Raw genomic sequence first — 22,662 nt, forward strand, 5'->3', positions numbered from 1 at the left:
CGCTCTTCAGTGCCAGTGCCGGGGGGCATCACTGGGTCCCGCCGTCGATGAACTCGAACATTTCCTCGTCGGTGGCCGCCTCGAACGCATCCCGACCTCCCCCACTCCCATTGCCGTTCGCGCCGAACTCTTCGCTGCCGAGCGGCTGTTCCGGTCGGCCGAGCAGCTCCCGCAGGCGCTCCGCGGCCCGGCCCCGGTCGCCGTCGTCCAGGAGCGCGAGCATCGCCTCGATCCGGTCGATCTCGCCGAGTACGGAATCCCACGAGATCGCCTGCTCGCGACGCAGCAGCGTGTGCAGATGCCGGCCCAGGGCCGCCGCGTTGGGGTGGCTGAAGATCAGCGTGGCGGGCAACGCCAGACCGAGCGCCGCCTTCAATCGGTTGCGCATCTCCAACGCGGTCAGCGAGTCGAAGCCCAGGTCCTTGAACGCCGATCCGGTCTCGATCGTGCTCGGGTCCTGGTGGCCCAGGATCGCCGCCGCACAGCCGCGCACCAACTCGACCAGCGCGCCCTCACGTTCGTCGTCCGGCAGGTCGAGCAGCCGGCCGCGCACCGCGGGTGCCGCCACGCCGGCGCCGGAGCCGCGCTCGGGGTCGGCCGCCAACGTGCTCAGCAGTGCGGGCAGGCCCGGTTCGGCGCGGCGCAGCGCGGCCCGGTCCGGGGCCAGCACGAGCAGGGCGGGCTCCGGTCGGCCGAGCGCCTGGTCGAAGCACGCCACCAGTTGCTCCGGCGTGATCGGCAGCAGTCCGGCGGCGGGTTCGTCCGCCGCCGCCCAGGCGAGTGAGAGCGCGGGCAGTCCGAGCTCGTGCCGGTGTCGGGCCAGTGCGTCCAGGAACGCCTCACCGGCGGCCCCTTCGCTCCGATCCGGGCCGCCACTCTGCTCCGGGCCGCCGCTCCGGTCGGGACGGGCGAGCAGCGCGTCCGCGCCGGAGATCGTGACGAATGCGGACAGTTCCGCCTTCCGGGTCAGCTCGTGCAGGTGCACGGCGGCATCCACCCTGGCCCGCAGCAGGTCGTCCGGGTCGCAGTCCTCGGCGATGTGCACCACCGCGGCCGGCGGGTAGCGGTCCGGGATCGCGGCCAGTACCCGCGCCAGTTCGGTCCGGTCGGCCACGTCGCAGTCGACCACGTCGACCACCGCGCCGAGCTCGGTCAGTTCCCGGATCGACGCGGCCGGGTCCGGTGCCGCGCCGCCCGCCCGACCGGCCAGGACCAGCCGACGTACCCCGTGTACCGCGACCAGGTGCCGGGCCACCGCGGCGCCGAGCGCGCCGGTGCCGCCGGTGACCAGTACGGTCCCGTCCGGCCCGAAGGGCGCGGCGCCGGCCTCGGCGGCCGGTACCCGGGTCAGGCGCGGCAGCAGTACCGTGCCGGCGCGCACCGCGAATTCGGTGCGCCCGGCGGAGAACTCGGCCAACAGCGCCGGCCAGGACGCGTCGTGCTCGTCGACGTCGGCAAGCCCGAATCGTTGCGGGTGCGCGGCCCGGGCCGCGCGGATCAGCCCCCATACCGCCGCCGGGCCCGGGTCCGGTACGGGATCCTCGCCCTGCGCGGACACCGCGTTGCGGGTGACCACGACCAGACGTGCCCCGGCCAGGGCGGTTTCGCTCGGCCAGGCCCGTACGGTCTCGCGCACCGCGTCCAACGCCGCCCGAACCGCCTCGGGGTCGGGCCCGCCGATCGCATCCGCGCCGGTCGGCACCGGCAGGACGACCACGTCCGGCGCCGGCGCGCCCGCCGTGACGGCGGCGATCAGGTCGGTGAAACTCGGGTACACGTCCGCCGCCGCCCACGCCTGCGTCCCCAACACGGCCCACCGCACCCGCCCCGCGGCGAGCAGGTCCGTCGGCTCGGTCGGCGCCCACTCCGCTCGGGTCAACCAGGGCCGGCCACGTCCGGCCGCCCGCACCTGGCCGGCGGACCACGGGCGCAGCGTCACCGCGTCGAGGGTGGCGAGCGAACGGCCGTCCTCGTCGGCCAGTTCGACCGCGACGGTGTCCCCCTCGCCGGGGCGCACCCGGACCCGCACCGCGGCGGCCGTGCTCTCGACCAGCGACACACCTCGCCAGGACGAGGCCAGCCGTACCTCGGTCGGCTCGCCGTCGGTGTCCGCCGGTGCGGACCCGAGCCCGTGCAGCGCCGGTTCGAGGAGCGCCGGATGCAGGCCGAAGCGGGCGGTGCCGCGTTCCGGCTCTGCGGTGAGCGCGATCTCGGCGAACAGCTCGTCGCCGCGGCGCCAGGCGGCGCGCAGTCCGGCGAAGGTCGGGCCGTATTCGATGCCGAGCGCGCGCAGTCGCTCGGGAACATCCGCGACGGACAGCGCCGCCGCCCCGATCGGCGGCCACGGGCCGGGGTCCTGCCGCGGCGGGTGTGCGCCCGGTACGACGCTGCCCGAGGCGTGCCGGACCCACGGGTCGGCGGCGGGCGCGTCCTCGGCGCGGGAGTGCACGGTCAGTGTGCGTGCTCCGGTCGTGTTCGGTGCCGCCACCGTGACCTGGACCCGGACGCCGGTCGCATCCGGCAGCACCAGCGGGGTGTGCAGGGTCAGTTCCTCGACCACCGCGCAGCCCAGCGGGTGGCCGGCGCGCAGCGCCAGGTCGACGAACACGGCGCCCGGGACCAGGACTTCGCCGAGCACGAGGTGATCGGCGAGCCATCCGTGCGACTCGGTGTCCAGGCGCCCGGTGAACACCGTGGCCGACCCGTCGGCCAGGTCCACCCCGGCGCCCAGGATCGGGTGTTCCACCGCGAACTGCCCCCAGCCCACGCCGCCCCGGGCCGCCGGGCCGACGGGCTCCACCCAGTGCCGGCGCCGTTGGAACGCGTAGGTGGGCAGTGCCACCCGCCGTCCCGGGGCCGGCAGCAGGCCCGCCCAGTCCACCGCGACGCCGCGCCCGAATGCCGCGGAAAGCGCGGCGAGCAGCCGGTCGTTGCCGCCGTCGTCGCGCCGCAGGGTCTCCAGCGCGGCACCGGCCACCCCGAGCGAGTCCAGCGTGTCGCCGAGCGGCACCACCAGGCCCGGGTGTGGGCTGCATTCGATGAACACGGTGTGTCCGTCGGCCGCCGCGGCGCCGACCGCGGCCTCGTAGCGCACCGTCCGGCGCATGTTCTCGAACCAGTAGTCGGTGTCGAGTTCGGCGCCTTCGGCGAGCAGTTCGCCGGTCACCGTGGAGTACATCGGCAGCCGGCCCGGGGTGGGTTCGAGGCCGGCGAGCAGGCGTTCCAGGTCGTCCCGGACGGCGTCCATCTGCGGGGAGTGCGAGGAGTAGGCCGCCGGGATCCAGCGGGCCCGCACGCCCTGCCGCTCGCAGTCCGCCACTATCTCGGCCAGTACCTCGAGGTCGCCGGAAAGCACCGTGTTGGTCGGGCTGTTGATGCCGCCGATGGTGACCAGGTCGTGCGTCCCGGTGCGGGCGATCAGTTCCTCGGCCTGCGCGGCGGAGATCGCCACCGCGATCATCCCGCCGCCGCAGACCCCGGCGGCCTGGACCGATCGGGTGCGCATCACCGCGACCCGGGCGGCGTCCGGCAGGGACAGGAAGCCGGCGATGTGGGCGGCGGCGATCTCCCCCTGCGAGTGGCCGATCACCGCGGCCGGTCGCACCCCTCGGGATTCCCACCAGCGGGCCAGACCCACCATCACCGCGAACAGGACGGGTTGTACCACCTCGACCCTGGCCAGCAGTGCGGCCGTGGCCTCGTCGGTGCCGCGCAGCACGTCTAGCAGCGACCAGTCCGAGAGCAGCGGGTCCATCACCGCCGCGCACTCCGTCACGGCGTCGGCGAACACCGGGCAGGTGTCCAGGAGTTCCACGGCCATGCCGAGCCACTGCGAGCCCTGTCCCGGGAAGACGAACACCGGGCCGGGTCCGATCGCCGTCGGCGGTTCGCCGGTCGTCGGCGAGTCGGCCAACTCGGCCAGTCCCGCGACCAGTTCGGCGGCGTTTCGGCCCCGGACCACCGCGCGCCGCTCGAACAGCGCCCGTCCGGTCAGCAACGACGTGGCCACGTCCGCCGGTTCGAGCTCGGGCCGGGCCGCGGCCCAGTCCCGCAGCCGGGCCGCCTGCGCCCGCAATCCGGCCTCGGAGCGCGCGGAGAGCACCCACGGCACCGGCTCGCCCGTGCTCGGCGGCGCGGGGGCGTCCATCGGGTCGACGGGCGGGCCCTCGGGGGCCTCCTCGATGATCACGTGCGCGTTGGTCCCGCTCACCCCGAACGAGGAGATCCCGGCCCGGCGCACCCGATCCCCCTCGGGCCAGGCCACCGGTTCGGTGAGCAGCGCCACCCGCCCGGCGGCCCAGTCCACATGCGGGGTCGGCGCGTCCACGTGCAGCGTCGGCGGCAACACACCGTGGCGCAGCGCGAGCACCATCTTGATCACGCCCGCGACGCCGGCGGCGGCCTGGGTGTGGCCGATGTTGGACTTGACCGACCCCAGCCACAGCGGCCGATCCGCCGGCCGGTCCTGCCCGTAGGTCGCCAACAGCGCCTGGGCCTCGATCGGATCGCCCAGCGTGGTCCCGGTGCCGTGCGCCTCGACCGCGTCCACGTCGGTCGGGGCCAGGCCCGCGTTGTGCAACGCCTGCCGGATCACCCGCTGTTGGGACGGCCCGTTGGGCGCGGTCAGGCCGTTGGAGGCGCCGTCCTGGTTGACCGCGGAGCCGCGGACCACGGCGAGCACCGGATGCCCGTTGCGGCGCGCGTCGGACAGCCGCTCGACCAGCAACATGCCGACGCCCTCGCCCCACCCGGTGCCGTCGGCCGCCGCCGCGAAGGGTTTGCATCGGCCGTCCACGGACAGTCCGCGCTGCCGGCTGAACTCGATGAACGCCTGCGGCGAGGTGAGCACCGCGACGCCGCCCGCGAGCGCGAGGTCGCACTCTCCCGAGCGCAGCGCGTTGGCCGCCAGATGCAGCGCCACCAGCGAGGACGAGCACGCGGTGTCCACGGTCACCGCCGGCCCCTCCAGGCCGAGCACGTAGGAGACCCGTCCGGAGATCACGCTGGTCGCGGTCCCGGTCAGCAGATAGCCCTCCTGTCCCTCGGCCATCGCCTGCGAAGTGCCGTGGTAGTCCTGGGCCATCGCGCCGACGAACACCCCGGTGCTGCTCCCGCGCAGCGCCGTGGGGTCGATGCCGGCCTGCTCGAAGGTCTCCCACGCGGTCTCCAGGAGCAGCCGCTGCTGCGGATCCATCGAGGTCGCCTCGCGCGGCGAGATGCCGAAGAACTCGGCGTCGAAGTGCACCGCGTCGGCGACGAAACCGCCCTCGCGGACATACGACTTGCCCGCCCGATCCGGGTCCGGGTCGAAGAGCGAGTCGAGGTCCCAGCCCCGGTCCCGGGGGAAGGGTCCGATCGTGTCGGTGCCCTCGGCGAGCATCCGCCACATCTCGTCCTGGCCGGCCACCCCGCCCGGGTAGCGGCAGCCGACGCTCACCACCACGATCGGGTCCCGGTCGAGGTCGTGATCCGGGGTGCGCGGTCCGGGAATCGCCGGTGCGGCCGAGTGGCCGATCAGCTCGATGCCCAGGTGCTCGGCCAGCGCCTCCGGGGTGGGGTGGTCGAAGACCAGGGTGACCGGGAGCCGCAGACCGGTCGCCAGGCCGATCCGGTTGCGCAGTTCGACCGAGGTGAGCGAGTCGAAGCCGAGCGCCTTGAACGGGCGCAGCGGGCCGATCGCCTCCGGCGTGGCGTGGCCGAGCACGGCGGCGGTCTCCTTGCGGACCAGGGTCAGCAGCGTCTGCCGGCGCCGTTCCTCGGGCATCCGGGCCAGTCGTTCGGCGAGCGAGGTCGGGTCGGCGCTCGCCTCGGCGGCGACCCGGCGACCGCGCGGCCGGACCAGGTCGCGCAGCAGTGCGGGTACCGCGCCGGTGGCTCCGCGCAGTACGTCCAGGTCCAGGTGGGCGGGCACGATCGTGGGTCGGTCGGCCACGCGCAGCGCGTCGTACAGGGCCAGCGCCCGATCGGTGGCCAGTGCCGCGACCCCGGTGCGGGCGATCCGGTCCAGTTCGTCGGCGGCCAGGTGCCCGGTCATCCCACTGGCCTGCGCCCACAGGCCCCAGGCCGCCGAGGTGCCGGCCAGGCCGCGGGCTCGGCGGTGCTGGGCGAGCGCGTCCAGGAAGGTGTTCGCGGCGGCGTAGTTGGCCTGCCCGGCGCCGCCGAACGTGCCCGCCATCGAGGAGAACAACACGAACTCGGCCAGATCCAGTTCGCGGGTCAGCTCGTGCAGGTGCCAGGCGGCGGCCAGTTTCGGACGCAGTACCCGGTCGAGTTGCTCGTGGGTGAGCGCGGGCAGCGCGGCGTCGTCGATGGCGCCGGCGGCGTGTACGACCGAGGTCAGCGGGTGCTCGTCGGGGATCGTGGCGAGCAGCGCGGCCAGTGCCGCCCGATCGGCGGTGTCGCAGGCCGCGATGGTCACCCGGGCGCCGAGTGCGCCCAGTTCGGCAGCCAGTTCGGCGGCACCCTCGGCGTCCGGGCCGCGCCGCCCGACCAGGAGCAGGTGTCGGGCGCCGCCGGCGGTGACCAGGTGGCGGGCCAGCAGTCCGCCGAGGGTGCCGGTGCCGCCGGTGATCAGTACGGTGCCGGCGGGGTCGGGCGCGGCGCCCAGGGTAGGGGGCAGGGTCAGCACGATCTTGCCGGTGTGCCGGGCCTGGCTCAGATGCCGGAAGGCGCCCACCGCGTCCCGGACATCCCACGTGGTCACCGGCAGCGGGTCGAGCACACCGGTCTCGAACAGCTCGTACAGCTCGGCCAGGATCTCCTTGATCCGGTCCGGGCCTGCGTCCATCAGGTCGAACGCGCGGTAGTCCCGCCCCGGATGCGCGGCCCGCACCTCGTCCCGATCGCGAATGTCGGTCTTGCCCATCTCCAGGAACCGGCCGCCGGGCGCGAGCAGCCGCAGCGACGCGTCCACGTACTCGTGCGCGAGCGAGTTGAGCACCACGTCCACGCCGTCGAACCGGTCGGCGAAGCCCAGGTCGCGCGAGGAGGCCAGGTGCGCGTCGTCCACACCCTGCCCGCGCAACGTCGCCCACTTGCCGGGCGAGGCGGTCCCGAACACCTCGACGCCCCAGTGCCCGGCCAACTGCACGGCGGCCATGCCCACTCCGCCGGTGGCGGCGTGGACGAGCAGTGCTTCGCCCGGACGCAGGTCGGCCAGGTCGACCAGGCCGTAGTAGGCGGTCAGGAACACCACCGGGACGGCCGCGGCCTGGGCGTACGTCCAGCCGGTGGGGATCGGCGCGAGGAGTCGGTGGTCGGCCACGGTGACCGGCCCGGTACCGCCGCCGAACAGGCCCATCACCCGGTCCCCGGGGGCGAGTTCGGGCACGTCCGGCCCGACCTCCAGGACGATGCCGGCGCCCTCGCCGCCGGGCGGGCGGGTGTCGGCGACCATGCCGAGCGCGACCACCACATCGCGGAAGTTCAGGCCGGCGGCCCGGACCGCGACCCGTACCTGTCCGGCGGCCAGGGGTGTTGCCGCCTCGGCGTTGGCGACCAGGGCCAGTCGGTCCAGGGTGCCGCCGCCCAGCAGGTCCAGGCGCCAGTCCGAGGTACCCTCCGGCGGGCTCAGCCGGCCCGCGTTCCCCGTCCCGGTCCGGGTCAGCCGGGGTACGGACACGGTGCCTGCGCGCACCGCCCACTGCGGCTCGCCGGCGCCGACCAGGGTGCGCAGCGTGGCGAACGAGTCGGCGTGGCCGTCCACGTCCACCAGCACGATCCGGTCCGGGTTCTCCGTCTGCGCCGAGCGCACCAGCCCCAGCACCGGCGCGGGGACCAGGTCGGCGACATCCTCGCCGTGGTGTCCCGGTACCGCTCCCCGGGTCAGCACGACCAGGGTCGAGGCGGCGAACCGGGGTGCGGTGAGCCAGGTTTGCAGCTGGTCGAGCACTCGATGGGCGGCGGCCCGAGCCGCCTCCGCGACATCCGCGCCGGGCCGCCCGGCGCAGGTGAGCAGCACGAGGTCGGCGCTGCTCGGATCGATGTCGATATCGGTGTCGGTGTCGGTGTCGGTATCGGTGTCGGTGTCGCTGTCGACGGTTGCCCCCGCGGCCCGCAGTCCCGCGACCGCGCCCAGGTCGTCCGGGCCGAGCAGTGTCCAGCGGGCGGTGGTCGGCTCGCCGGGGGTGGGCAGCACGGTCCAGTCGACGTGGAACAGGTCGTCCGGTGCGGCGGCAGCGGCGGCGGGCAGCAGACTTGCGGCGGCCACCGGCCGACCGACCAGGCCGGCGATCGTCGCCACCAACGCGCCGGTGTGGTCGGTCAGTTCCAAGGCGACGGTGTCCGGGCCGAGCCGGTCGAGGCGCACCCGCAGTGCCGTCGCGCCGACCGCGTACAGTCGCACCTCGGTCCAGGCGAACGGCAGTCCGAGCCCGCCGGCGGCACCGGCCGGCAACGCGCCGGCCGCGTGCAGCGCGGCGTCCAGGAGCGCGGGATGCAGCGCGTAGGCCCGCGCGTCGTGGTCCGTCCCGGTGAGCGCGACCTCGGCAAGCACGCTGTCGCCCAGCCGCCAGGCGGCGCGCACCGCGCGGAACGTGGGCCCGTAGCGGTAGCCGTGCGCGGCCAGTCGGTCGTACAGCTCGTCCGGGTCCAGCGGCTCGGCCCCGGCGGGCGGCCACTCCGGCGCGCCGCCGGCGGCGACCTCGGCCGGATCGCTCGCGGGCGCCAGTACGCCGCTCACGTGTCGGGTCCAGGGCCGCTCGGGCGGTGCGTCGTCGGGTCGGGAGTGGATGGTCAGCGCACGTCGACCGTGCTCGTCCGGGCCGGCCAGGAGCACCTGGAGGTGCACCGCGCCGGTTTCGGTCAGCGCGAGCGGCGCCTCGACGGTGAGTTCCTCGATCAGGTCGCAGCCGGCCCGGTCGCCCGCCTGGAGGGCGAGTTCGACGAATGCGGTGCCCGGCAGGAGCACCGTGTCCAGGACCGCGTGGTCGGCCAGCCACGGGTGGGTGCGCAGCGAGATCCGGCCGGTCAGGATGTGCCGGTCGCCGTCGGCCGGCGCCACGGCGGCGCCGAGCAGCGGGTGGCCGGCCGAACGCAGGCCCAGTCCGGCCGCGTCGGTGGGCGCGCTGCCCGCCTCCAGCCAGTAGCGCTCGCGTTGGAAGGCGTAGGTGGGCAAGGTCACCGGCCGGGGGTGGTGGTCGGCGTAGGTCGCGGACCAGTCCACCTCGACGCCGCGCACCTGCAACCCGGCGGCGGCGGTCAGGACGCGGGCGAGCGTGTCGGTGTCCCGGTTCAACGTGCCGACCACCACCACGTCCGCGCCGGCCGCCGTCGCGCTCTCCTCGAGGGCGGGGGCCAGGACCGGATGCGGGCTGGTCTCGACGAATACCGTGTGGCCGTCGCGCAGCAGCGCGTCGGTGGCCCGGTCGAAGGACACGGTGCTGCGCAGGTTGCGATACCAGTACTCGGCGTCCAGTTCCGTACCGTCGACCGGTTCGCCGGTGACCGAGGAGTAGAACACCGCGTCGCTGCTCGGTGCGGGCACGATCTTGCCGAGTGCGGCGAGCAGTTCGTCCCGGACCTGCTCGACCTGTGCGGAGTGCGAGGCGTAGTCGACCGGCAGGATTCGGGCCCGGATGTCCTCCCCGACACACCTGGCGTGCAGTTCGACCAGCGCGCTTGCCTCGCCGGAAACCACCACGGCGGTGGGGCCGTTGACGGCGGCGATGCCCAACCGGTCGGCCCAGTCGGTCAGCAGGCCCTCGACCCGGGCCGGCGTGGCGGCGACGGACATCATGCCGCCGGCGCCGGTCAGCTCGCGCAGCGCCCGGCTGCGCAGCGCGACGATGCGCGCCGCGTCGCTCAGTGTCAGGGCGCCCGCGACCTGCGCCGCGGCGATCTCGCCCTGCGAGTGGCCGACCACGGCGGCCGGGCGCACCCCCAGCGAACTCCACAGCGCGGTCAGCGAGATCATCACCGCGAACAGGACCGGTTGCACGACGTCGACCCGGTCCAGGGACGGCGCGTCGGGGGCCTGGCGCAGTACGTCGAGCAGCGACCAGTCGGTGAACGGTGCGAGCGCGGCGTCGCAGTCCCGGATCCGGGCGGCGAACACCGGTGACTGGTCCAGGAGTCGGGCGCCCATCGCGGGCCACTGCGCGCCCTGGCCGCCGAATACGAAGGCCACCCGGCCCGGTTCGCCGGCGATTCCGACCGGTACGGCGGTGCCGGGTGTGTCGGCGATCAGCGCGTCGAGGCCGGCCCGGAAGCCGGCCGCGTCCGTCGCGACCAGCACGGCGCGGTGCTCGAAGCACGAGCGGCCGGCGGCGAGCGTGTGGGCGATGTCCACGGGCCGTCGGTCGGGGTGTTCGCTCAGGTGCGCGCGCAGCCGGGCGGCCTGGCCGCGCAGCGCCGCCGCGGTCGTCCCGGACAACGGCCAGGCCAGCGCGGCCGGTTCGGTGGGCGGTGCCGATTCGGTGGGCGCGGTCGGTTCGGTGGGCGGGGTCGGGAGCGGGTCGCCCTGCTCGAGAATGTCGCCCTGTTCGAGAATCACGTGCGCGTTGGTCCCGCTGATCCCGAACGAGGACACCCCCGCGCGGCGCGGTCGGCCGCTGTCCGGCCACGGGGTCGACGCGGTGAGCAGCGCGACGGCGCCCGCCGACCAGTCCACGTGCGGCGAGGGCGCGTCCACGTGCAACGTCCCGGGCAGTTCGGCGTGCCGCATCGCCATGATCATCTTGATCACGCCGGCCACGCCCGCCGCCGCCTGGGTGTGTCCGATGTTGGACTTGACCGAGCCCAGCCACAGCGGCCGATCCGCCACCCGGTCCTGCCCGTAGGTGGCCAGCAGGGCCCGTGCCTCGATCGGGTCGCCCAGCGGCGTCCCGGTCCCGTGCGCCTCCACCGCGTCCACGTCGGCCGGGGTCAGCTCGGCCTGTGCGAGCGCGTCCCGGATCACCCGCTCCTGGGCGAGCCCGTTGGGCGCGGCCAGGCCGTTGCTCGCGCCGTCCTGGTTGATCGCGCTGCCCCGGACCACGGCGAGCACCGGATGGCCCAGGCGGCGTGCGTCGGACAGTCGTTCGAGCAGGAGCAGGCCGATGCCCTCGGACCACGCGGTCCCGTCCGCACCGGCCGCGAACGACTTGCAGCGCCCGTCGGGGGCCAGGCCGCGCTGCCGGGAGAATTCCACGAAGGTGGCCGGGCTGGACATCACCGTGACGCCGCCGGCCAAGGCCAGATCGCACTCGCCCTGGCGCAGTGCCTGCCCGGCCCAGTGCAGCGCGACCAGGGACGACGAGCACGCGGTGTCCACGGTGACCGCGGGGCCCTCCAGGCCCAGCGTGTAGGCCACTCGCCCGGACGCGATGCTGCCCGCGCTGCCGTTGCCGAGGTAGCCGTCCACGCCCTCCGGCGCGCTGGTCAGGCGGGTGGCGTAGTCCGCGTACATCAGGCCGGCGAACACGCCGGTCCGGCTGCCGCGCAAGGACCGGGGATCCAGGCCGGCCCGCTCGATCGCCTCCCAGGACGCCTCCAGGAGCAGCCGCTGCTGGGGGTCCATGGCCAGTGCCTCGCGCGGTGAGATGCCGAAGAACTCCGGGTCGAACTCGGTCGCGTCGTAGAGGAATCCGCCCTCGCGGACATACGAGGTGCCCGGGTGGTCGGGGTCCGGGTGGAACAGTTCGGCCACGTCCCAGCCGCGGTTGTCCGGGAACGCCGAGATGGCGTCGGTGTGTTCGGCCACCAGCCGCCACAGGTCCTCGGGGCCGGTGACGCCGCCGGGGTAACGGCAGCTGATCGCCACCACGGCGATCGGCTCGTCCGAGGCGCGGGCGGGCGCGGCGGCGCGGTGGGGCGTGGGCGCCGGCGCGGGTTCGTCCAGGAGTTGTCCGACCAGGTGGGCGGCCAGCACGCGGGCGGTGGGGTGGTCGAACAACATGGTGGCGGGCAGCGGGAGGCCGACCGCGTCGCTGAGCCGGTTGCGCAGCTCCAGCGCCGCCAGCGAGTCCAGGCCCAGTTCGCCGAAGGCCCGGTCCGGGTCGATCGCGCGCCCGTCGGGGTGGCCGAGGACGCCGGCGGTGTGCGTGCGGACCAGGTCGAGCAGGAGTCGATCCCGTTCGGCCGGCGGGAGTTCGGTGAGCCGGCGGACCAGCGAGCGGGCGGTGTCCGAGGTGCGGGCCGGTCCCCGGCCCGGGCGGGTGGGCAGCAGGGCGCGCAGGATGGGCGCGGCCCGGTCGCCGAGGCCGCGCAGTGCGGGCAGGTCCAGGCGGACCGGGGTGAGCACGGCTTCCGGGCGGCCGGCGGCGGCGTCGAGCAGGGCCAGGCCCTGGTCGAGGGACAGCGGGCGGACGCCGGAGCGGGCCAGGCGGCGGTGGTCGGCGGCGCCCATCGTCTCGGTGAGCGTGCTGCGTTCGGCCCACAGGCCCCACTGGAGCGAAACCGCCGGCAGGCCGAGCGTGTGTCGGTGTCGGGCGAGGGCGTCCAGGACGACGTTGGCCACCGCGTAGTTCGCCTGTCCCGGGTTGCCGATCAGGCCGGCCGCCGAGGAGAACAGTACGAATGCCTGCAATGCGGCGCCGGTGGTCAGTTCGTGCAGGTGCAGGGCGGCGTCGGCCTTGGCGCGCAGGACCCCCGCCAGCCGTTCGGGGGTGAGCGCCTGGAGCAGGCCGTCGTCGGTGACCCCGGCCAGGTGTAGTACGCCGGTCAGCGGGTGCGCCGCCGGGATCGCGGCCAATACGTCGGCCAGCGCGGCCCGATCGGCGGCGTCGCAGGCGGCGAACTCGACGTGCGCGCCTGCTTCGCTCAGCTCGGCCCGCAACTCGGCTGCGCCGGGCGCCTGTTCGCCGCGTCGGGAGAGCAGGAGCAGGCGGCGCACGTCGTGTGTCCGGACCAGGTGGCGGGCGACCTGGGCGCCCAGGGTGCCGGTGCCGCCGGTGAGCAGGACGGTGCCGCCGGGGGCGAAGTCGAACCTGACGGGAGGGGCCGCGGATACCCGGCGCAGCCGGGGGACGAGGACGCGGCCGGCTCGGATGGCGATCTCGGGCTCGGTGGTGATGGCGCCGGCGATCGTGTCGGGCGAGAGGGCGGCGAAGGGGTCGGTTGTTACGGCGGCGGTTGCGGCGGCGGTTGCGGCGGCGGTTGCCGTGCTGCCGGTCGCGTCGGTATCTGCGTCGATGCTTGCGTCCGCGTCTGCGTTCGCGTTCGCGGCTGCGTCCGGGGCCGGCTTCGCGGCTGCTTCCGGAGTTCCCTCCTGAGTTGCCTCCGGAGCCGCGCTCGGGTCCGCGTCCGCGTTGGTGGCTGCCTCCGCGTCCACGAGGGCAAATCGGTCCGGATGCTCCGAGCGGGCCGCGCGGAACATGCCTCGGATTGCGGCGGCAGCCGGGTCGGGGGCGCCAGTGTCGGTCTCGGCACCGGTGTCCGTATCGCTGCCCGCGTCGGTGGCCACCGCGCCGTGGGTGAGGACGACCAGGCGGGCCGTGCCGAAACGTTCGTCGTCGAGCCAGGTTCGGGCCAGGTCGAGGGCCTGTGCGGCGGCCTGGTGGACCGCGCCCGGGTCGAGTGCGGGTTCGGTGGGCATCGAGGGCGTCGGGAGCGTCGAGGGCGTCAGCAGTACCGCGTCCGGTACTGCTGCGCCGGCCTCGATCGCCTCGGCCAGCGCGGCGAGGTCGGCGTAGCGCTCGGCGCCGAAGCGGGCCGCGAGCGGGTCCAGGGCCGCGCTGCCCACCACCGACCAGCCGGCCGGCCCGTCGGCGCCGGCCGACTCGTCCGGCAGCGGCAACCAGGCCGGCTCGTACAGCGCGTCGCCTGCATCCCCGACCGGCAGCCCGTCCCGGGCCGGCTCGCGGACCGCCAGTGCCTCGACGGAGACCACCGGGAGGCCGCTCTCGTCGGTCGCCGTGACGGCGATCGTGTCCGTACCGGTCGGCCGCAACCACACGCGCAGCGCCTGTGCGCCGGGCGTGTGCAGGCGCACGCCACGCCAGGAGAAGGGCAACCGCAGGCGCGGTGAGTCCGCGTCGAGCAGGGTGAGCCCGAGCGGATGCAGGGCCGCGTCGAACAACGCGGGATGCAATGCGAACCGATGATCCGTGGACAGATCATCTTCACCCGGAACAATCTCCGCGAAGACTTCTTCCCCGCGCCGCCAAGCCGCCCGTACACCTTGGAAGCACGGCCCGTAGCTCACCCCGGTCTCGGCGAACCACGGGTACAACTCGGCCGTGTCCACCGCGACCGCATCCACCGGCGGCCACACCTCGAAGGTCGCGGACCCGGCGCCGGTCTCGGCCGGCGCCGACAGGGTCCCGGTGGCATGCAGGGTCCACGACGCCGCTTCGGCCAGGTCGGGCCGGGCGTGAATGGTGATCGCCCGTGTCCCGCCCCCCTCGGCCGCGTCGACCCTGACTTGCACCTGAACACCCCCGGTCGACGGCAGCACCAGCGGCGCGGCCAGGGTCAGTTCGTCCACCCGCGCACAGTCCAGCCGCCGCCCGGCGGACAGCGCCAGCTCCAGGAAGGCCGTGCCGGGCAACAACACCGCGCCCAGCACCGCGTGCTCCGCCAACCACGGATGCGTCTCCAGGGCCAACCGCCCGGTGAACAGGGCGCCCTGCCCGTCGGCCAGTGCCAACTCGGCCCCAAGGAGCGGATGATCGACCATCCCCTGCCCCAGACCGACCGCATCGGCCGCGTCCTGCCCCGCGTCCAGCCAGAACCGCCGCCGATCGAAGGCGTACGTCGGCAGGTCCACCCACCGCCCGGAACCGCCCGAAAGGGCCGCCCAGTCCACCGCCGCACCGTGCACGAACACCCGCGCCAATGCCTCGACGACGGTCGCCACCGCAGCGCGCCCCCGCCGCACCCCGGCCACCGCCACCACGTCGTCCGCGCCGGCCGTACCCTCGGCCACCATCGTGGTCAGCGCCGCGTCCGGCCCCAACTCGACGAAGGTACGCACCCCTTCGTCGTACAGCGTGCCGACCGCGTCCCCGAAGCGAACCGTCCGACGCACGTGCCGCACCCAATACTCCGGATCGCACACCTCGTCCGGACCCACCACCCGCCCGGTGGTGTCCGAAACCAATGCGACGCCGCTCGGCGCGGCCAACGACAACCCGCCCAGCATCTCGCGCAGTTCGCCCAACATCGGTTCCATCAGCGCCGAATGGAACGCGTGCGACACCCGCAACCGGGAGATTCGCCAGCCGCGCGCCGCGCATTCCGGCTCCAGCCCGGCGATCAGGTCCGCCGGCCCGGAAACCACCACACTGGCCGGGCCGTTCACCGCCGCGATATCCACGCCCGGCGGGCACAGCGCCGCCACCTCCGGCTCGCTCGCCCCCACCGCGAGCATCGCACCACCGGCGGGCAACGCACCCATCAGCCGCGCCCGCGCCGCGACGAACGTCACCGCGTCCGCGAGCGAGAACACGCCCGCCACATACGCCGCGACGATCTCCCCCAGCGAATGCCCGACCACGAAGTCCGGCGTCTGCCCCCACGAACTCCACAGCCGATACAGCGCCACCTCGAACGCGAACAGCGCCGGCTGCGCCACCCCGGTGTCCTGCGACACCTCGTCGGCGCCGAGCAGCACATCCCGCACCGAGAACGGCGACACCGCGTCGAACGCCGCGCACACCTCGTCCAGCGCGTCCGCGAACACCGGGAAGGCCGCGTACAGTTCCCGCCCGATCCCGTGCGAGCGCACCCCCTGTCCGGTGCACAACACGGCCGTCTTCCCCGGCCCGCGTCGCACCGCACCGGACACCACACCCTCGGCACCCGCCGCGACCGCGGCCAACCCCTCGGCCAACTCGCCCAGTTCGGTGCCCGACACCACCGCCCGGTGCCCGAACAGCGCCCGCCGGGTGGCCAACGACCGCCCCACGTCGCCCGGATCCGACTCCGGCCGCTCGGCCAGCCAATCCCGCAACCGGGCCGCCTGGGCGCGAAGCCCCGCCTCGGACCGCGCGGACAATGCCCACGTACGCAACCCGCCGAGGCCCGAGCCGCCCGCGCCATCGGCCGGTTCGACCGGCGGCGCCTGCTCCAACACCACATGCGCGTTGGTTCCGCTGATCCCGAACGACGACACGCCCGCCCGGCGCACCCGCTCCCCCTCGGGCCACGGCACCGCCTCGGTCAGCAACTCGACCCGGCCGGCCGACCAATCCACGTGCGGCGAGGGTTCGTCGACGTGCAGGGTCCTGGGCAACACCCCGTGCCGCAGCGCCAGCACCATCTTGATCACCCCGGCCACCCCGGCGGCGGCCTGGGTGTGGCCGATGTTGGACTTCACCGACCCCAGCCACAGCGGCCGATCCGCCGGCCGGTCCTGCCCGTAGGTCGCCAACAACGCCTGCGCCTCGATCGGGTCGCCCAACGTCGTCCCGGTGCCGTGCGCCTCCACCGCGTCCACGTCGGCCGCGGTCAGCCCGGCATTGCCCAGCGCCGCCCGGATCACCCGCTGCTGCGCGGGTCCGTTCGGCGCGGTCAGGCCGTTGGAAGCGCCGTCCTGGTTGACCGCCGACCCACGCAGCACGGCCAGTACCGGGTGCCCGTTGCGCCGCGCGTCCGACAACCGCTCCACCAGGAGCAGCCCGATGCCTTCCCCCCACCCGGTACCATCCGCCGCCGCCGCGAACGACCGGCACCGACCGTCCGTCGACAACCCGCGCTGCCGGGAGAAGTCCAGGAACACGCTCGGCGTGGACATCACCGTGACCCCGCCGGCCAGGGCCAGGTCACACTCCCCCGACCGCACCGCGTTCGCCGCCAGATGCAGCGCCACCAGCGACGACGAGCACGCCGTATCCACGGTCACCGCCGGCCCCTCCAGGCCGAACGTGTAGGCCACCCGGCCCGACGCGACGCTGCCCACGTTGCCGTTGCCGAGGTACCCCTCCAGCTCGTCCGGCACCTTCCGCAGCCGGCCGCCCGCGTAGTCGTAGTAGATGGCGCCCGCGAAGACCCCGGTCCGACTGCCGCGCAACGAACTCGGATCGATGCCGGCCCGCTCGAACGTCTCCCACGCCGTTTCCAGCAACAACCGCTGCTGCGGGTCCATCGCCAACGCCTCGCGCGGCGAGATGCCGAAGAAGTCCGGGTCGAACTCGGCCGCGCCGTCCACGAATCCGCCGGTCCGCACATAGGTGCTGCCCGGCCGGTCCGGATCCGGGTCGAAGATCCGTTCGATGTCCCAGCCACGATCGGTGGGGAAGTCGGTGAGCGCGTCCACCCCGCCGGCCACCAGGTCCCACAGTTGCTCGGGCGAGCCGATCCCGCCCGGGAACCGGCAGCCCATGCCGACGATCACGATCGCATCGCCCGCCGCGGGCGCCGCCACGACCGGCACCGCGACCGCCGCTCCGGCGTCCGAGTCGGCCGCCAGTCGATCGCGCAACCGGCGGGCGAGCAACACCGGGGTGGGGTAGTCGAAGACCGAAGTGGCGGGCAGCCGCAGGCCGGTGGCCGCGTTGAGTCGATTGCGCAGTTCGAGACCGGTCAGGGAGTCGAAGCCCAGGTCCCGAAAGGCGCGCGCCTCGTCGATCTCGGCCGCGTCGGCATGGCCGAGCACGGCCGCCGCCTGCCCGCACACCGTACGGATCAGGGTCTGCTCCCACTCCGCCGCCGAGACACCCGCCGGTCGGCGCCGCAGGCCGGTCGGCGCCGCGCCGCGCCGACCGGGCATCCGCGCCAGGTCACGCAGCAGCGCCGGCACGGCGGACCCGGCGGTGCGCAGTACGGAGAGGTCGAGCCGGACCACGGTCGGCGTCGGCTCGGCATGCCCGATCGCCGCGTCGAACAGCGCCAGGCCCTGCGCCGACTCCAGGGGCAGTACCCCGAGGCGGGTCATCCGCTGCCGGTCGGCGGCGCCGAGTCCGGCGGTCATCTCGCTGGTCTGCGCCCACCAGCCCCACGCGAGCGAACTCGCCGGCAGCCCGGCGGCGCGCCGATGCCACGCGAGCGCGTCGAGGAAGGCGTTGGCGGCGGCATAGTTGCCCTGCCCCGGGTTGCCCAGCACCCCCGCCGCCGACGAGAACAGCACGAACGCCGTCAACTCCAGATGCCGGGTGGCCTCGTGCAGGTGCCAGGCCGCGTCCACCTTGGGCCGCAGTACCGCCGCCAGCCGCTCGCGGGTCAGCGCCTGCACGACGCCGTCATCCACGACCCCCGCCGCATGGATCACCGCGGTCAGCGGGTGCTCGGCCGGGATCGCCGCCAACACCCGGTCCAGCACGGCCCGATCCGCCGCGTCGCCGGTCGCACAGGTCACCTCGGCGTCCAACGCGGCGAGTTCGGCGACCAGCTCCGCCGCGCCCGGCGCGTCGGCGCCCCGGCGACTGAGCAGAAGCAGGTGGCGGACACCGTGTTCGGCCACGAGGTGCCGGGCCACCAGCGCGCCGAGGGTGCCGGTCCCTCCGGTGATCAGTACGGTGCCCTCCGGCGCGGGCCCGAACCCGACCGCACCACCGTCCCCGGCGGCAACCCGAACCAGCCTCGGCGTCAGCGCCGTTCCGGCCCGCAGCGCGAGCTGCTCGGCTCCCGATCGCACGGCCGCCGCGAACTCGGCAGCCGGCGGCCCATCGGTGTCCACCAGGACGAATCGCCCCGGATGCTCCGACTGGGCCGACCGGACCAACCCCCACACCGCCGCCGCGACCGGATCGGCGACGTCTCGCGCGGCGTCCACCGTAACCGCGCCGGTCGTCACGAACACCAGCCGGGAGTCGGCGAACCGCTCGTCCGCCAACCACTCCTGAAGCACAGTCAACACATCGCGGGTCACCGCGTGCGTGGCCGCGACCGGGTCCGCACCGGTGACCAGCACGGGCAGGACCACCGGACCCGACCGGGCCGTGCCGGCCTCGATCGCCGCGCCCAACGCGGCAAGATCGGCGAACCTGGCACCGTCGCAGGCATCGGCAAAGCCACCGTCGTCGGAGCCGAGCACGCTCAGCCGTACCGCGTCCGGCTCGTCACCCGCAGTCGACTCACCCGCAGTCGACTCACCCGCAGCCAACGCGGTCCAGGCCGGCGCGAACAGCGAGTCCCGCACCAGCGCGTCGGGCGTACGCAACCGATCGGCATCGACCGGACGGATCGTCAGCGACTCGATGGCCAGCACCCGTCGACCCGACTCGTCCCGTGCCTCGATCGACACCTCGCCCGCCGCCGACCGTCCGAGCCGAACCCGCAACTCCCGGGCACCCGCCGCCCCCGGCCGAATGCCCCGCCACGCGAACGGCAGCCCGGCCACGACCGGCGCATCCGGGTCCGCCGCGACGATCAGCGGATGCAGCGCGGCGTCCAACAGCGCCGGGTGCAGCGCAAATCGATCCGCGTCGGCGTGCCCCACCTCCGGCAACGCCACCTCGGCGAACAACTCCGCGCCCCGACGCCAGACGGCCCGCAACCCCTGGAAGGTCGGCCCGTAGTCGAACCCGGCCACCGCCAACCGCTCATAGGCGTCGCCGACCGCGACCGCCGTCGCCCCGGCCGGCGGCCACTGCTCCGCGGCCGGCTCCTCGATCGCCCGCTCGGCCGCCGCGACCAGCAGCCCCGACGCATGCCGGGTCCACGGCCGGTCGGCCGGCCCGTCCTCCGGCCGGGAGTGCACGTCGACCGTCCGGGCCCCGGCCGCGTCGGGCGCGCCGACCACGACCTGTACCAGCACACCACCGGCGTCCGGCAGCACCAGCGGGGTGTGCAGGGTCAGTTCCTCGACCTCGGCACAGCCCACCTCGGCGCCGGCCCGCAACACCAGGTCCAGGAACGCCGTACCGGGCACGATCACCGTGTCGAGCACCGCGTGGTCCGCGAGCCAGGCGTGGGTACTCGTCGCCAGCCGCCCGGTGAACACCGTCCCCGCGTCATCGGCCAGTTCCACGGCGGCGCCGAGCACCGGATGCACCACCGCGCGCTGTCCCCAGGCGACCCCACCGCCGACCGGGGTCTCCGCGTCGGCCCAGTAGCGCCGGGGCTGGAAGGCATACGTGGGCAGTTCGACCCGTCGACCCGGCAACATCGCGGCCCAGTCCACCGGGACGCCCGCGACAAACGCCGCGGCCAGCGCGGCGAGCAGCCGATCGGGGCCACCCTCGTCGCGTCGGAGGGTCTCCAGGACCGTCCCGTCGTCGACCCCCAGGGTCTCCAGGGTGTCCGCGAGCGGCACCACCAGTCCGGGATGCGGGCTGCACTCGACGAAGGCCACATGTCCGTCGGCGACCGCCGCGCCCACCGCGGTGACCAGGTGTACGGTCCGGCGCAGATTCTCGAACCAGTACGCGCCGCCGAGCGCGGCCGGATCGGTGACCTGCTCGCCGGTGAGCGTCGAGTACATCGGCACCCGACCCGGCCTCGGCGTGATCTCCGCCGACAGCCGCTCGACCTCGTCCCGAACCGCCTCCATGTGCGCGGAGTGCGACGCGTAGTCCACCGGAATCCACCGCGCCCGCACACCGTCACGCGCGCACCCGGCCAACACCTCGGCCAGCGCCGCACGATCCCCGGAAAGCACCACGCTGTCCGGCCCGTTCACCGCGGCCAGCGACAACCGGTCGTCGTCGTCGACCAGTTCGCGGGCACGCTCGGCGGACACCCCCACCGACACCATCCCGCCGCCCGAACCCGCGACCCCGCGCAGCGCCCGACTGCGGAAGACGACCACCCGTACCGCGTCCTCAAGGGACAGGAAGCCCGCGACATGCGCGGCTGCGATCTCCCCCTGCGAATGGCCGATGACCGCACCCGGCCGTACCCCGACCGACTCCCACCACCGCGCCAGACCGACCATCACGGCGAACAACACCGGCTGGACCACGTCCACCCGCTCCGCCGACTCCTCGGCCTCACCGCGCAACACTTCGAGCAGCGACCAATCGGTCAGCAGCGGATCCATCACCGCCGCACACTCGGCGATCGCCTCGGCGAACACCGGGCAGGTGTCCAGCAGTTCCGCCGCCATCCCGACCCACTGCGACCCCTGTCCCGGGAACACGAACACTGGACCGGGGCCCGTGAACATCGGCCGACCGACACCCGGCGCCTCGCCCGCCGCCAACTCGGCCAGGGCCGCGTCCAGTTCGCCCAGGTCGCGCCCCCGCGCCACGGCCCGACGGACCATCACCGCGCGCCCGGACACCAGCGACCGGCCCACGTCGACCGGGTCCGCGTCCGGGTGTTCGGCCAGCCAGTCCCGCAACCGCGCGGCCTGGCCGCGCAATCCGGCCTCGGAGCGCGCCGACAACACCCACGGCAGCACCCCGCCCAGGCCCGCGTCCGCATCCCGCGTGGTCGGCGCGTCCGGCGTGGCCGGTTCGGCGTCGGCGTCCGCCGGCGCCTCCTCCAGGACCACGTGCGCATTCGTCCCACTCGCCCCGAACGACGAGACGCCGGCCCGCCGCGGGCGGTCCGACCTCGGCCACGGCACCGGCTCGGTGAGCAGTTCGACCCGCCCGGCGGACCAGTCGATGTGCGGCGAGGGCGCGTCCACGTGCAACGTGCGGGGCAGTACGCCGTGTTGCATCGCCTGCACCATCTTGATCAGCCCGGCCACGCCGGCCGCCGCCTGGGTGTGTCCGATGTTGGACTTGATCGAGCCCAGCCACAGTGGCCGATCCGCCGGGCGGTCCTGCCCGTACGTCGCCAACAGTGCGTGCGCCTCGATCGGGTCGCCCAGTGTCGTTCCGGTGCCGTGCGCCTCCACCACGTCCACGTCCGCCGTGGTCAACCGGGCGTTGGCCAACGCCTCCCGGATCACCCCCTCCTGGGCCGGCCCGTTCGGCGCGGTCAGCCCGTTCGAGGCGCCGTCCTGGTTGATCGCCGAACCGCGCAACACCGCCAGGACCGGATGCCCGTCGCGGCGCGCGTCGGAGAGCCGTTCGAGCACGAACAGGCCCGCGCCGTCGGCCAGGATGAAGCCGTCGGCCGCCGCCGCGAACGGCTTGCACCGGCCGTCCCGGGCCAGGCCGCGCTGGCGGCTGAAGTTGACGAAGATCTCCGGGGTGCACATCACCGTCGCCCCGCCGGCCAGCGCGAGTTCACACTCCCCCGAGCGCAGCGCGTTCGCGGCCAGGTGCAGCGCCACCAGGGACGACGAGCACGCGGTGTCCACGGTCACCGCCGGCCCCTCCAGGCCGAGGATGTAGGCGACCCGACCGGCCAGCAGGCTGGCTCCGTTCGCCATGCCGAGCGTGCCGTCCCGGCCCTTGGCGGTCCGGGCCAGTACGGCGGTGTAGTCCAGGCCGTTGATCCCGGTGTAGATCCCGGTCCGGCTGTGCCGCAGCGACGTGGGGTCGATGCCGGCCCGCTCGACCGCCTCCCACGAGGTTTCCAGGAGCAGCCGCTGCTGCGGATCCATCGCCGCCGCCTCGCGCGGCGAGATGCCGAAGAACTCGGCGTCGAAGTCCGCGACGTCGTACAGGAATCCGCCCTCGCGGACGTACGACTTGCCGAGTCGGTCCGGGTCCGGGTCGTACAGGTCGTCCAGGTCCCAGCCCCGGTCGGTCGGGAAGTCGCCGATGGCGTCGCCACCTTCGGTGACGAACCGCCACAGATCCTCGGGCGTGCGCAGCCCGCCGGGGAACCGGCAGGCCATGCCGACGATCGCGATCGGCTCGTGCTGCCGGTCCTCCAGTTCGCGGACCCGGCGATGCGCGTCGCGCGCGTCGGTGATCGCCTTCTTCAGATACGAGCGCAGTTTCTCTTCCGACTCAGCCACGT

General features: G+C 74.5%; 1 protein-coding gene. It reads right to left on the minus strand.

The window, feature by feature from the left end; all coding sequences use genetic code 11:
• Positions 1–28 precede the first annotated feature (28 nt).
• Entirely contained in the window at positions 29–22,660 is a 22,632-nt protein-coding gene (locus ABIA38_RS05500; RefSeq protein WP_424637266.1) for an SDR family NAD(P)-dependent oxidoreductase, read from the minus strand.
• Positions 22,661–22,662 lie beyond the last annotated feature (2 nt).

It is taken from the genome of Embleya sp. AB8 (assembly GCF_049739465.1).
In the GTDB taxonomy this organism is placed as follows: domain Bacteria; phylum Actinomycetota; class Actinomycetes; order Streptomycetales; family Streptomycetaceae; genus Embleya.